9 protein-coding genes are annotated in these 13,445 nt (G+C 69.3%); 3 read left to right on the top strand and 6 right to left on the bottom strand.

The genetic code is table 11. From position 1 onward, the window contains the following. Positions 1–7: 7 nt before the first annotated feature. Positions 8–1,834 carry a glutamine--fructose-6-phosphate transaminase (isomerizing) gene (gene glmS, locus M9917_RS20285; protein WP_297256777.1) on the bottom strand — a complete coding sequence of 609 codons (1,827 nt, stop codon included), beginning with the start codon at positions 1,832–1,834 and terminating at the stop codon, positions 8–10. A gap of 121 nt (positions 1,835–1,955) precedes the next feature. Next, positions 1,956–3,323, bottom strand: coding sequence for a bifunctional UDP-N-acetylglucosamine diphosphorylase/glucosamine-1-phosphate N-acetyltransferase GlmU (gene glmU, locus M9917_RS20280; RefSeq protein WP_465246409.1), 1,368 nt, complete (start codon positions 3,321–3,323; stop codon positions 1,956–1,958). A 260-nt stretch (positions 3,324–3,583) separates the two neighbouring features. Between glmU and M9917_RS20275 the strand changes: the two genes are divergently transcribed. Both M9917_RS20275 and mdoH read left to right on the top strand, forming a co-directional pair. Further along, positions 3,584–5,143 (top strand): OpgD/OpgG family glucan biosynthesis protein, encoded by a 1,560-nt coding sequence (locus M9917_RS20275; protein ID WP_297256774.1) that lies wholly within the window; start codon positions 3,584–3,586, stop codon positions 5,141–5,143. Continuing rightward, on the top strand, positions 5,131–7,314 hold the full coding sequence (gene mdoH / locus M9917_RS20270; RefSeq protein WP_465246394.1) for a glucans biosynthesis glucosyltransferase MdoH: 2,184 nt from the start codon (positions 5,131–5,133) through the stop codon (positions 7,312–7,314). The genes M9917_RS20275 and mdoH overlap by 13 nt, the downstream gene beginning before the upstream one ends. 10 nt (positions 7,315–7,324) lie before the next feature. Here mdoH and M9917_RS20265 read toward each other — a convergent pair whose 3' ends face one another. The 4 genes from M9917_RS20265 to tpiA form a co-directional block, all read right to left on the bottom strand. Continuing rightward, positions 7,325–8,206, bottom strand: a complete 882-nt coding sequence (locus tag M9917_RS20265) for a VOC family protein (protein WP_297256772.1) — start codon at positions 8,204–8,206, stop codon at positions 7,325–7,327. A 70-nt stretch (positions 8,207–8,276) separates the two neighbouring features. After that, positions 8,277–9,905, bottom strand: coding sequence for a CTP synthase (locus M9917_RS20260; RefSeq protein ID WP_297256770.1), 1,629 nt, complete (start codon positions 9,903–9,905; stop codon positions 8,277–8,279). A 152-nt stretch (positions 9,906–10,057) separates the two neighbouring features. Continuing rightward, on the bottom strand, positions 10,058–10,471 hold the full coding sequence (gene secG / locus M9917_RS20255; RefSeq protein ID WP_297256768.1) for a preprotein translocase subunit SecG: 414 nt from the start codon (positions 10,469–10,471) through the stop codon (positions 10,058–10,060). A gap of 114 nt (positions 10,472–10,585) precedes the next feature. Then, positions 10,586–11,350, bottom strand: coding sequence for a triose-phosphate isomerase (gene tpiA, locus M9917_RS20250; RefSeq protein WP_297256766.1), 765 nt, complete (start codon positions 11,348–11,350; stop codon positions 10,586–10,588). A gap of 176 nt (positions 11,351–11,526) precedes the next feature. Here tpiA and M9917_RS20245 point away from each other — a divergent pair, with 176 nt between their 5' ends. Then, positions 11,527–13,443 carry a peptidylprolyl isomerase gene (locus tag M9917_RS20245; RefSeq protein WP_297256764.1) on the top strand — a complete coding sequence of 639 codons (1,917 nt, stop codon included), beginning with the start codon at positions 11,527–11,529 and terminating at the stop codon, positions 13,441–13,443. Positions 13,444–13,445 lie beyond the last annotated feature (2 nt).

Here is a 13,445-nt window from a genome sequence, read left to right as displayed (position 1 = left end):
GTTCGCCTCACTCCACCGTGACGGATTTCGCCAGGTTGCGCGGCTGGTCGACGTCCTTGCCCATGAAGACGGCCGTCTGGTAGGCGATCATCTGGATCGGCAGCGCATAGACGATCGGGGCGAAGAGCGGGTCCATGTCCGGCATCACGATCGTCGCCTCCGGCACGATGCCGGCGGCGGCGGCACCCTTCGCATCGGTGATCAGGATGATGCGGCCGCCGCGCGCCGCGACCTCCTGCATGTTGGAGGCGGTCTTCTCGAACAGCGCGTCATGGGGCGCGACGACGATGACGGGCATGTCCTCGTCGATCAGCGCGATCGGGCCGTGCTTCAGTTCACCCGCCGGATAACCTTCTGCGTGGATGTAGCTGATTTCCTTTAGCTTCAAGGCGCCTTCCAGCGCGAGCGGGAAGCTCGTGCCGCGCCCGAGATAGAGCACGTCCTTGGCCCGTGAGAGCCTGTGCGCGAGCTGCTCGATCTGCGGCTCGAGCGTAAGCGCCCTGGCGATCAGGCCGGGCAGCGCGATCAGGCTGGCGACATGGGCCGCCTCCTCCTGCGGCGTCAGCGTGCCGCGCCCGCGGCCGGCGGCGAGCGCCAGGCACGCCAGCGCGGTCAGCTGGCAGGTGAAGGCCTTGGTCGAGGCGACGCCGATCTCGGGGCCGGCGAGCGTCGGCGCGACGGCGTCGCTCTCGCGGGCGATGGTGGAGGTCGGCACGTTCACGACCGAGAGGACGGTCTGCTTCTCCCGCTTCGCATAGCGCAGGCTCGCCAGCGTGTCTGCGGTCTCGCCCGATTGCGAGACGAAGAGCGCGAGCCCGTCGTCCGGCAACGGCGCCTCGCGGTAGCGGAACTCCGAGGCGACATCGATCTCGACCGGCAGGCGGGCGAGCTTCTCGAACCAGTATTTCGCCGTCAGCCCGGCATAATAGGCGGTGCCGCAGGCGGAGACGGAGAGCCGCGACAGCGTCTTCCAGTCGATCTCGCTCCCGAAGGGCAGGCGCACCGTGCCCTCGGCCATGTCGAGATACTGCGTCAGCGTATGGCCGACGACCTCCGGCTGCTCGTAGATCTCCTTGGCCATGAAGTGGCGGTGATTGCCCTTCTCGACCAGGAAGGCGCCGGCGGCGACGCGCTGGGCGCGGCGCTCCACCGGCGCGTTGCTCCTGTCGTAGAAGGTCGCGCCCTTGCGGTGGAGCACGACCCAGTCGCCCTCCTCCAGATAGGCGATGAGATTGGTGAAGGGGGCGAGCGCCAGCGCGTCCGAGCCGAGGTACATCTCGCCCTCTCCGATGCCGACCGCCAGCGGCGAGCCCTTGCGGGCGCCGATCAGCAAATCTTCCTCGCCCTGGAACAGGAAGGCGAGCGCGAAGGCGCCGTTGAGGCGCGGCAGGCTTAAGGCCACCGCCTCGACCGGCGACTTGCCGCGATCGAGCTCGCGGGTGACGAGATGGGCGACGATCTCGGTATCGGTCTGGGTTTCGAAGATGTAGCCATCGCCTTCGAGTTCGGCGCGCAGCTCGCGGAAATTCTCGATGATGCCGTTATGGACGACCGCGAGCTTCGGCGTCGCGTGCGGATGGGCGTTGGTCTCGTTGGGCTTGCCATGGGTCGCCCAGCGGGTGTGGCCGATGCCGATCATGCCGGCGAGCGGCTCGTTCGACAGGCGGATCTCGAGGTTCCTGAGCTTGCCCTCGGCGCGGCGACGGGCGAGCTTGCCGCCCTCGAGCGTCGCGACGCCGGCGGAATCGTAGCCGCGATATTCCAGCCGCCGCAGCGCCTCGACGACCTGCGTCGCGACTGCTTCCTTGCCCAGAATCCCGACGATGCCGCACATGAGAAAACCCTTCAAAGCCGTTGCTGCCGGCCAAGCGCATAGCCGCGAAAGCTGCGCAGGCCCAATCAATCTACGTGACGAACTGTGAACGGCGGCTTGCCCCGACCGTCGCGATTGCGCGCTATTCGGCCGCCTTCTTGGCGGCCTTGCGGGCTGCTGCTGCTTCGCGGAAGCTCTTCGCCCAGCCCTGCCGCTCGATCTGCCGGGCACGGCCGACGGCGAGCGCATCGGGCGCGACGTCGCGGGTGACGACCGAGCCGGATCCGACATAGGCGCCCGCCCCTATCGTCACCGGCGCGACCAGCGCGGAATTCGAGCCGATGAAGGCGCCCTCGCCGATCGTCGTCCTCGACTTGGCGAAGCCGTCATAATTGCAGGTGATCGTGCCGGCGCCGATATTGGCGCCCGCCCCGATCGCGGCGTCGCCGATATAGGTCAGGTGGTTGACCTTGGCGCCGGGGCCGATATCGGCCGCCTTCACCTCGACGAAATTGCCGACCTTGGCCTTCTCGGCGAGCCGCGCCCCCGGCCGCAGGCGGCCATAGGGGCCGACGCTGGCGCCAGCGCCGACGGTCGCCCCCTCCAGATGCGAGAAGGCGTGGATCACCGCGCCGTCGTCGACGCGCACGCCCGGCCCGAAGACCACGTTCGGCTCGATCACGACATCGCCGCCGATCTCGGTGTCATAGCTGAAGAACACCGTCTCCGGCGCGATCAGCGTCGCGCCGCCGAGCATCACGGCCAGGCGCTTGCGCCGCTGGAATTCCGCTTCCGCCGCAGCCAGTTGCGCGCGGTCGTTGACACCCTGCACCTCGCTTTCGGGCGCCCGCAGCACGACCGCCTCGAGGCCGCGCGCCCGGGCGACCGCGACCGCGTCGGTGAGGTAGAACTCGCGCTGGGCGTTGTCGTCGCCGATCGCCTCCAGGATCGACAGCGCATGCCGGCCGGACAGCGCCATCAGCCCGGCATTGCAGAGCGTGATGGCGCGCTGGCCGGGCGTTGCGTCCTTGTGCTCGACGATCGCCTCGAGGCGTCCGTCCTGCTCGACGAGCCGGCCATAGCCGGTCGGGTCCCTCGCCTCGAAGCCGAGCACGGCGACGGCCGCGCCGCCGGTCAATGCGGCGCGCAGCGCCGAGAAGGTTTCCGGGCGCACCAGCGGGGTATCGGCGAAGGCGACGATGACGTCGTCATGGCCCGCCGCGATCGCGGCCTTTGCCGCAAGCGCCGCGTGCGCCGTGCCCCGGCGCTCGTGCTGGACCGCGATTTCGGCATGCGGCACGAGGCGCCGCGCCTCCTCGCCGACCTCGGGGCGCTCCGAGGAGATCACGACGGCGACGGCGTCCGCCCCGGCCTGCGAGACCGATGCGAGCGCATGGCCGATGAGCGAGCGGCCGGCGACCTGATGGAGCACCTTCGGGCGCCGCGATTTCATGCGGGTGCCTTCCCCGGCGGCCAGGACGATCGCGAGACAGGGCCGGGCCGGCTGCATTTCCGTCATCTTTGTCGTTTCCCTTGCAGAGCCTGAACGGCGCGGCCGCATTCGCGCATGCCCGTATCACAGGCGCGTGGATAGCCGATCCGCCGGCCTTTTGCCAAAGCCTCGATCGCGGCGCCCGCATCGGTGCGATTTCGAAAGGGCACAATCATTCGAAATGCCGGCATCGTCGCGACGGATAAGGCTTTCCACGCGAACTGGAAATGCTCTAGAAGCGCGAAGGGCGAGGGCGTCGCCCGCGTAGTTTGGATGCCATGTCGAAACCCTTGAATCGCAGGCAGTTTCTGGAGGGGGCAGGCAGCGGCGCGTTGCTGCTCTCGCTGGCGGGCCCCGGCGCCGCACAGGCTCCGACCGGCGCGGCCTCCTTCAACATCCCCGCCCTCATGGACGGACAGCGTTTCGATCCCGCGGTCGTGGTCGACGTGGCGCGGCTTCTGGCTCAGCGCCCGATGATCGCGCTCAACGCCAACGACCTGCCGGAAGGCTATGCTTCCCTGCCCGCCGACCAATATGCCGCGATCCGGATGCAGCCGGGCGCCACGGTCTGGGCCGGCGAGAATCGCGGCTTCACCGTCGAGCCCCTGCATCGCGGCCATATCTTCTCCAATCCGGTCAGCCTGTTCACGATCGAGGAGGGCACGGTGCGTCGCATCGGCTTCGATCGCGGCAAGTTCGATTACGGGCGCGTCGCGCCGCCTCCGGCCAATCTCGACCTGCAATTCTCCGGCATGCGGATCACGGCCGGGCTCGAGCGGCCCTTCGAGGTCGCGGTCTTCCAGGGCGGGACCTTCTTCCGCGCCCTGGCGCGCGGCCAGAACTTCGGGGCGATGGCGCGCGCGCTGATCCTGCGACCCGGCGAGACGCGCGGCGAGGAACTGCCGTTCTTCCGGGCCTTCTGGATCGAGAGGCCGAGCCCGGCGGTCGGCTCGCTGGTGATTCACGGCCTGCTCGATTCCGAAAGCGTCGTCGGCGCCGTGCGGATGACGCTCAGGCCCGGCGACGTCACCTTCGTCGACGTCGAGATGACGCTGTTCGCGCGACAGGCGCTGGATCATGTCGGCTTCGGCTGCGCCAGCGCCACCTTCCTGTCGGGCCCGCAGAGCCGGCGCGTCTTCGACGACATCAGGCCGTCGATCGGCGAAGTCTCCGGCGTGCAGATGCGCTCGGGCGCGGGCGAATGGATCTACCGGCCGGTCAACAACCCGGCGACCTTGCAGGTCTCCTCCTTCGTCGACGAGAACCCCAAGGGCTTCGGGCTGGTGCAGCGCGAGCGCGACCCCGCCGCCTTCCAGGACGACGAGCAGCGCTTCGAGCTCCGGCCGAGCATCTGGATCGAGCCCCTCGGCGACTGGGGTGCCGGCTCGGTCCAGCTCATCGAGATCCCGAGCGATTCGGAGCCGAACAAGAACATCATCATGTACTGGCGGCCGAAGCAGCCGCTCGCGGCCGGCAGCGAGACGGCGCTGAGCTATCGCCAGGCCTGGTGCTGGCAGCCGCCGGAGCGCCCGGAGCTGGCGATCGCCGTCCGCTCGCGGCAGGGCAAGGGCTCGCAGGGACGCCGGCGGCGCTTCATCGTCGACTTCACCGGCGAGAGGCTCGCCGATCCCGCCCTCGTCGCCGCGACGCGGGCGACGATCACGGCCCAGCCCGGCGCCGTCCACGGCATAAGGCTGTGGTCCTATCCTGAGCGCAAGCTGATGCGCGTCGGCTTCGAGGTCGACCCCGGCAACGAGAATCTGTCGGAGCTGAGGCTCGTCCTGCGCGCGGGCGAGGAGCCCGTCTCCGAGACCTGGTTGAACCGATGGACCTGGTGAGCGTGGCCCGCCGCGACGCCCTGGAAGCGGAGCCGCGCGGCTACAGCGCCGCCCGCGAGCCGGCCACGCCCCCCGAGGCGCCGCTCGTCATGCCGGTGCAGTCCTTCCGCAGCTGGAAGGCGTCGGAGCGCCGCGCCCCCGCCGCGCCGCGGAACTGGACGACGCCCTGGCTGAAGCGCCTCTTCGTCTTCGGCGGCGGGCTCGCGCTCACCGGCTTCGGCGCCTGGGAGATGTATCATGTCGTGTCGGTCAGCCGCACGACCTTGCTGCAGTACGCCCTGCTCGTGCTGTTCACGATCAACTTCTCCTGGATCGCGCTCGCCTTCACCAGCGCGCTGCTCGGCTTCTTCGGCGTGCTCTTCGGCGCCGGCCGGGCGGAGAGGGCCGAGAGCCTGAAGCACCGCACCGTCGTGGTGATGCCGATCTACAACGAATCCTCGGCGCGCATCTTCGCGGCGGTGGCGGCGATCCGCGAATCGGTCGAGGCGACGGGCCTGGGCGCGCATTTCGACTATTTCGTCGTATCCGACACCACCAACCCGGATATCTGGGTGGCGGAGGAGCGCGCCTTCCTGGCGCTGCGCGAGCGGCTGGGGCCGGACGCCCGCGTCTACTATCGCCACCGGCCGAAGAACCACCACCGCAAGGCCGGCAACATCGCCGATTTCGTGACGCGCTGGGGCGGGCTCTACGAGCACATGGTCGTGCTCGACGCCGACAGCCTGATGACCGGCACCTGCATCGTGCGGCTCGCCGCCGCGATGGAGGCCGATCCCGATGCCGGCATCATCCAGTCGCTGCCGCTGATCATCAACCGCAACACCTTCTTCGCGCGGCTCCAGCAATTCGCCGCCCGCGTCTACGGGCCGGTGATCGCGACGGGGCTCGCCATGTGGTCCGGCCGCGACGGCAATTACTGGGGCCACAACGCCATCATCAGGACCAAGGCCTTCGCCGATCATTGCGGCCTGCCGGACCTGAAGGGCAAGCCGCCTTTCGGCGGGCATGTGCTGAGCCACGACTTCGTCGAGGCGGCGCTGATGCGCCGCGCCGGCTGGTCGGTCTACATGCTGCCCACCCTGACGGGCTCCTATGAGGAGAGCCCGCCTTCGCTGATCGACATCTCGGTGCGCGACCGGCGCTGGTGCCAGGGCAATCTCCAGCATGCGCGGATCATGGGAGCCAAGGGCTTCGTGACGGCGACGCGCCAGCACTTCGCCACCGGCATCATGGGCTACCTCGCCTCGCCGCTGTGGCTGATGCAGCTCGTGGTCGGCATCCTGATCGTGCTGCAGGTCAACTACGCGCGGCCGGAGTACTTCACCCAGGAATTCACGCTCTTCCCGGTCTGGCCGCGTTTCGACCCCGAGCGCGCCTTGCGGCTGTTCGCGCTGACCATGGCGATCCTGCTGGCGCCGAAGCTGTTCGGCCTCATCCTGACGCTGTTCAACGGCAAGCTCAGGCGGGCCGGCGGCGGCGCGATCCGCCTGATCGTCTCGGCACTGATCGAGGTCCTGTTCTCGGCCTTCTTCGCGCCGATCATGATGCTGATCCAGTCCGGCTCGGTCTTCCAGATCCTGCTCGGGCGCGACACCGGCTGGAACCCGCAGCGGCGCGACGACGGCTCCATCCCGTTGCAGGACATCGTGCGCCGGCACCGGACGCACACCGTGCTCGGCATCGTCACCGGCCTCTCGGCCTTCATGATCGCGACCTCGCTCTTCGCCTGGATGTCGCCAACCATCGTCGGCCTCGTGCTGGCGATCCCGCTGTCCTGGGCTTCGGGGCAGCTCGCCATCGGGCTCTGGCTGAAGAGCCGCAAGCTTTTGCTGACGCCGGAGGAAGGCGCCCCGCCCGCGATCGCGACGCGCGCCAACGAACTGCAGGCCGAGTTCGAGCAGGCCGGCTTCGACGAGGCCGACGGCATCAGGGCGCTCCATGCCGATGCGGAACTCCGCCACGCGCACGAGCTGATGCTGCCCTTTGGCCAGCCGCGCCGGCGCGGCGAGATCGAGCCGGACCGCGCCGTGGCCCAAGCCAAGCTCGTCGATGCCGAGACGGTCGAGGACGCGGCGATCTGGCTGAAGCCGAAGGAGCGCATGGTCGTGCTGCACGACCGCGCCCTGATCGGGCTGCTCGCCTCGCTGCCGCCGGTGGAGGCGAAGGGCTGAGACCGGCCCTTCACCCCTGCTCGAAGGCCACCATGCAGCCGAAGGCCGCCTCGGCCGGCACGAAGAGCCGCTCGTCGCTGCACTGGAACGGCAGCTCGGCCGTGGTCAGGCGCTCCGCCACGGCATCGAGATCGGGCACCGAGACGCAGAAACCGAGGAAGCGGGCCGGCGTCGTATCCGGCTCGACATGATAGGCGCCCTGCGCCGCCTCGGGATCGAGCACGTCGATGCGCCCGCGCGGCAAGGCGAGCACGTAATCCTCATTGCCTTCCAGCACCTCGGCGCCGCCGCTGAAAGCCGACAGGAAGGCGCGGTGGAAGGCGGGCTCCTCGGCCAGCATCACGGCGGCGGTGAGCGCGCTCGCCCCGTTCGGATGCCGCTGGAACTCCGGGTTCCAGAAATTCTGCGGCTCGAGCTGCTGGCAGACGAAGAAGCCGCATTCCGGCGCGCGCGGATCGGCGGCGAAGGCGAGCTCGAAGGCGACGCGGACATCGCTGCCGTCCGGCCGCCTGCCCCGGCGCTCGAAGAAGAAGGGCTCGAAATCGCCGATGCCCAGCGCCTTGAAGGTGGCGGCGTCAGCCTTGGCGTCGGTGCTTTCCAGGACCAGCATCGACAGCCCCTCGCCCTGACCGGCCAGCGCCTCGCGGACGAAGGCGCCGAAGGAGAAGCGGCGCTCGCCATGCGGCGGGATGGCGGCTGCGTCGGCGATCGCGATCAGCTCGAGGAAGGAGCCGGGGAACTGCACGATCCGGTTCTCGGTGCCCCAGGGATGGCGGTTGCGGGCGCCGACGCTGAAGCCGAGCTTCTCGTAGAAGCTGCCGGCGGCGTCGAGATCGCGGACGCCGATGACGAGATGGTCGAGGCCGCGGGGCGTTGAGGCTGGTGCAGGCATGGCAGGCTCTTTCGACGGGCGTATCGGAGCCCAAAGCTAGAGCGCTTTTTAGCCGGAGGGCAACCGGGCCTCAGACCAGGCGGCTCTGGACCTTGGCCGCCTCGATGAAGCTGGCGAAGAGCGGGTGCGGCTCGAAGGGGCGCGATTTCAGCTCCGGGTGATACTGCACGCCGATGAACCAGGGGTGGTCCGGATACTCGACCGTCTCGGGCAGGAGGCCGTCCGGCGACAGGCCGGAAAAGCGCATGCCCTTCGCTTCCAGCCGCTCGCGATAGCCCATATTGACCTCGTAGCGGTGCCGGTGGCGCTCGGAAATCTCGGTCGTGCCGTAGATCCCGGCGATCTTCGAGCCGGCCGCGAGCGTCGAGGCATAAGCGCCGAGCCGCATGGTGCCGCCGAGATTGCCGTTCGCCGCGCGCTCCTCCAGCTCGTTGCCGCGCATCCATTCGGTCATCAGGCCGACGACCGGCTCCGGCGTCGGGCCGAACTCGGTCGAATTGGCGCCCTCGATGCCGGCGAGCGAGCGCGCCGCCTCGATCACCGCCATCTGCATGCCGAAGCAGATGCCGAAATACGGCACCCTGCGCTGCCTGGCGAAGGTCGCCGCCTTGATCTTGCCCTCGGCGCCGCGATGGCCGAAGCCGCCGGGCACCAGGATGCCATCGACATGCTCGAGGAAGGGGGCCGGGTCCTCCTTCTCGAACACCTCCGACTCGATCCAGTCGAGGTTGACCTTGACGTTGTTGGCGATGCCGCCATGGGTCAGCGCCTCGATCAGGGACTTATAGGCGTCCTTCATGCCGGTGTATTTGCCGACGACGGCGATGGTGACCTCGCCCTCGGGGTTCTTCACGCGCTCGGAGATGCGCTGCCAGTTGGAGACGTCCGGCTCGGGCCCGGCGTCCATGCCGAAGGCGGCGAGCACCTCGTTGTCGAGCCCCTCGGCATGGTAGGAGAGCGGCACGTCGTAGATCGAGGCGACGTCGCGGGCCTCGATCACCGCGGTCTCCCGCACATTGCAGAACAGCGCGAGCTTGCGGCGCTCCTCGTGCGGGATCTCGCGGTCGGTGCGGCAGAGCAGGATGTCGGGCTGGATGCCGATCGAGCGCAGCTCGGCGACCGAATGCTGGGTCGGCTTGGTCTTCAGCTCGCCGGCGGTCGGGATATAGGGCAGGAGCGTCAGATGCACGAAGATGCACTGGCCGCGCGGCAGTTGCTGGCTGATCTGGCGGATCGATTCGAGGAAGGGCAGGCTCTCGATGTCGCCGACCGTGCCGCCGATCTCGACCAGGGTGAAGTCGTAGCCCTCGTTGCCGGTGAGGACGAATTCCTTGATCGCGTTGGTGACGTGCGGGACGACCTGGATGGTGGCGCCGAGATAGTCGCCGCGCCGCTCCTTGGTGAGGATGTCCATGTAGATGCGGCCGGTGGTGATGTTGTCGCCCCGGTTGCAGGGCCGGCCGGTGAAGCGCTCGTAATGGCCGAGGTCGAGATCGGTCTCGGCGCCGTCGTCGGTGACGAAGACCTCGCCGTGCTGATACGGGCTCATCGTGCCCGGATCGACGTTGAGGTAAGGATCGAGCTTGCGCAGGCGCACCGTGTGGCCGCGCGCTTGCAGGAGGGCGGCGAGAGCCGCCGCAGCAAGACCCTTGCCGAGCGAGGACACCACGCCGCCGGTGATGAATACATACCGCGTCATGGGAGCGCACCTCTATCGCCACGGGTTCGATTCGCTAAGCGCCCGCAGTGCAGCCCCGCCTTGCTCTGCGCGCTTGTCCACACAAGAGCGGGCCGGTCGCCCGGCCCCGCCCCATACAAAAGCGAAGGGCCGGTTTCCCGGCCCCTGCCCGTCTACTGCTGCGGCGCTGCCGGCGTCGGCGGCTGGGCGCCGCCCTGGTTCTGGTTCTGCATCTGGCGCAACTGGTCGAGGACGCCGCCGCCCGCATTGGGGGCGCTCGGCCCTGCCGGCGCGCCGGGCACGGCCGGGGCCGAGGTCGCGGGCGCGCCGTCGAGGATCGAGCGCTGGGTGCGGCCGGTATTGGCCATCACCGCCAGGATGATCGAGGTCAGGAAGAACAGACCTGCGAGGATCGCGGTCGCCCGCGTCAGAGCGTTGGCCTGGCCGCGGCCGGTCATGAAGCCGCCGACGCCGCCGCCCCCGCCGGAGCCCATGCCGAGGCCGCCGCCTTCGGAGCGCTGCAGGAGCACGACGCCGACGAGCGCGACGACGATGATCAGATGGATGACGATGAGAACGTGCTGCATGGTCTCACGAAATGGGCATGGCGCGGGCCGCCGCCAAGGGCCGCCCGCTCCTCCTCGAAGATCGAGGCGAATTCGGCCGCGCACATAACACGGGCCCGCCGGCTGCGCCACCCCTCAGGTGGCGCAGGCCCGGGCGATCGCCAGGAATTCCCCGGCCTTGAGGCTGGCGCCGCCGACCAGCGCTCCGTCGACGTTTACGACGTTCATCAGCTCGGCGGCGTTCGAGGGCTTGACCGAACCGCCATAGAGCAGGCGCACGCCGGCGGCGGCCTGCCTGCCGAGCAGGCGGCCCAGTTCCGCGCGGATCGCCTCGTGCATCTCGGCGACGTCGGCGGCGGTCGGCGTCAGCCCCGTGCCGATCGCCCAGACCGGTTCATAGGCGACGACGAGCGTCGCAGGCGTCGCGCCCTCGGGCACCGAGCCGCGCAGCTGCTTCTTGACGACGGCGAGCGCCTTGCCGGCCTCGCGCTCGTCCTTCGTCTCGCCGACGCAGACGATCGGCACCAGCAGCGCCTTCTGCGCGGCTTCCGCCTTGGCCTTGACCGTGGCGTTGGTCTCGCCGTGCAGCGTGCGGCGCTCGGAATGGCCGACGATGCAGAATGCCGCCCCGGCATCGGCCAGCATCGCGGCGGAAACCTCGCCGGTGAAGGCGCCGGCCTCCTGCGGGCTGCAATCCTGGCCACCGGTCGCGATGCGCGCGCCGATCAGCGCCGCGCTCGCCGCGAAGAGCAGGCTGGCGGGTGGGCAGATGGCGAGGTCGACGGCCTGCTTCAGCGGCCCGTCATAGCCCTTCGCCACCTCGGCCGCGATGGCGAGGTCGGCCTTCAGGCCGTTCATCTTCCAGTTTCCCGCCACAAGCGGCTTGATGCTGCGCGTCACGTTAATCCTCCGAAATCAGCTTCCCGCGATCTAGCAACGCCCGCTCGGCGCCGCAATCGCATGCGAAGCCGCCGCGGCGATTGCGGGTTTCGCCGCCGGTTCCTATAAGCAGCGCCGGCATACACGCGCGGCTTCGTCGCCGCGCCACGGACCAGGGTCAGGGAAAGACAACTTCCATGATGATGATGCAGGGCATCCGCAAGGCGGGACAGGGCTTCTTCGGGAAGCTCGTCATCGCCGTCATGTTCGGCTTCCTCATCCTCTCCTTCGCGATCTGGGGCGTCGGCGACATCTTCACCGGCTATGGCCGCAACGCGGTGGCGACGGTCGGCAAGACCGAGATCGGCCTCGAGCAGATGCGCTCGGCCTATCAGAACGAGATCCAGAACCTGATCCGCCAGCAGCGCCGGCAGATATCGCCCGAGATGGCGCGCGCGCTCGGCCTCGACCGGCAGGTGCTGTCGCGCCTGATCACCGAGGCGACGCTCGACCAGGCGGCGCAGCGCCTGGGGCTTGCGGTCTCCGACGAGACCATCCGCAACCTGATCTTCGACGACCCGTCCTTCCGCGACGCCGCCGGCCAGTTCTCCTCGGCGCGGTTCAACGATCTCCTGCGCTCCAACGGCTATAGCGAGCAGAGCTATGTCGCGCTCCAGCGCACGACGATCCTGCGCCGGCAGCTCTCGGAGCTGATCGTGGGCGGCCTCACCGCGCCGCTCGCCTTGCAGGAGCAGGGCAACCGCCTGCGCAACGAGAAGCGCGCCATCACCTTCGCCCGGATGCCGGCGAGCGCCGCCGGCGAGATCGCCGCGCCGAGCGAGGATCAGCTCAAGAGCTTCTTCAACGATCGCAAGGCGATGTTCCGCGCGCCGGAATTCCGCACGGCCGACATCCTCTCGATCACGGCCGAGACGCTGGCCGACCCTTCCAAGGTCTCCGACGCGGAGACCAGGGCCCGCTACGAGGCGATCAAGGGGCAGCGCTTCACCGCCGCCGAGACGCGCACCGTGCAGCAGATCCCCTTCCCCAACGCCGAGGAGGCGCAGGCCGCCAAGGCCAAGATCGATGGCGGCGACAGCTTCGACGAGATCGCGACCGAGCGCAACGTCGCCTTCGCCGACCTGACGCTGGGCACCTTCACCCGCGAGCAGATGGTCGACCCCGCCGTGCGCGAGGCCGCCTTCGCGCTCGAGGAAGGCGACGTCAGCGCGCCTGTCGCCGGCGCCTTCGGCACGGTGCTGCTGCGCGTGACCAAGGTCGAGGCCGCGCATGTGCGCCCCTTCGAGGAGGTCGCGGCCGAGGTCAGGCAGGAGCTGGCGACGAGCCGCGCCGCCGCCCGGGTCACCGAGCTGCACGACAAGATCGAGGACCAGCGCGCCTCCGCCCGCCCGCTCGCCGAGATCGCCAAGGAGCTTGGCCTGGCGCTGCGCAGCGCCGGGCCGATGAACGCCGCCCTCGGCCGCCCCGACGGCTCCCGCGAGGAGGCCCTGCCCGGCGGCGACGCGACGCTGCAGGCGATCTTCCGCTCCGATATCGGCGTCGACAACGAGGCGATCCGGCTTCCCCGCGATTCCGGCTATGTCTGGTTCGACGTCACCAAGATCGATCCGGCGCGCGAGCGCAGCTTCGAGGAGGTCAAGGCCGAGGTCGAGAAGCAATGGCGCGTCGACGAGACCGCCACGCGGCTGTCCGACAAGGCGCGCGCGCTCGTCGAGCGCCTCGACAAGGGCGAGAGCTTCGATGTGGTCGCGGCCTCCGCCGGGCTGACCATCGAGACGGCGGCCGATCTTGCCCGGCAGGGTGAGCGCCCGGAGCTGCCGGGCACGGTCGTCGCCCAGGTCTTCGGCACGCTCGCCGGCAAGGGCGGCTCGGCCGCCGGCGCGGATGGCGGGCGTATCCTGTTCAGGGTCGATTCGGCCACCGTCCCGCCTTACGTCCGGACCACGCAGGAGGCCGGCGAGTTCGAGCGGCTGCTGTCGTCGAGCGTGAGCGAGGACATCCTGCTGCAATATGTCGCCAAGCGGCAGGCAGAGCTCGGCGTCAGCATCAACGAGGCGGCGTTCCGCAACGCGACCGGCGGGGCGCAGAATTGACG

It is taken from the genome of Bosea sp. (in: a-proteobacteria), from assembly GCF_023953965.1.
GTDB lineage: Bacteria > Pseudomonadota > Alphaproteobacteria > Rhizobiales > Beijerinckiaceae > Allobosea.
This window is presented reverse-complemented; position numbering and strand designations above follow the sequence as displayed.

What these genes read in the sequence shown, in the direction of transcription:
- glmS (WP_297256777.1), bottom strand. Translation starts at nt 1,834, where the DNA reads ATGTGCGGCATCGTCGGGATTCTGGGCAAGGAAGCAGTCGCGACGCAG.
- glmU (WP_465246409.1), bottom strand. Translation starts at nt 3,323, where the DNA reads ATGCAGCCGGCCCGGCCCTGTCTCGCGATCGTCCTGGCCGCCGGGGAA.
- M9917_RS20275 (WP_297256774.1), top strand. Translation starts at nt 3,584, where the DNA reads ATGTCGAAACCCTTGAATCGCAGGCAGTTTCTGGAGGGGGCAGGCAGC.
- mdoH (WP_465246394.1), top strand. Translation starts at nt 5,131, where the DNA reads ATGGACCTGGTGAGCGTGGCCCGCCGCGACGCCCTGGAAGCGGAGCCG.
- M9917_RS20265 (WP_297256772.1), bottom strand. Translation starts at nt 8,206, where the DNA reads ATGCCTGCACCAGCCTCAACGCCCCGCGGCCTCGACCATCTCGTCATC.
- M9917_RS20260 (WP_297256770.1), bottom strand. Translation starts at nt 9,905, where the DNA reads ATGACGCGGTATGTATTCATCACCGGCGGCGTGGTGTCCTCGCTCGGC.
- secG (WP_297256768.1), bottom strand. Translation starts at nt 10,471, where the DNA reads ATGCAGCACGTTCTCATCGTCATCCATCTGATCATCGTCGTCGCGCTC.
- M9917_RS20245 (WP_297256764.1), top strand. Translation starts at nt 11,527, where the DNA reads ATGATGATGATGCAGGGCATCCGCAAGGCGGGACAGGGCTTCTTCGGG.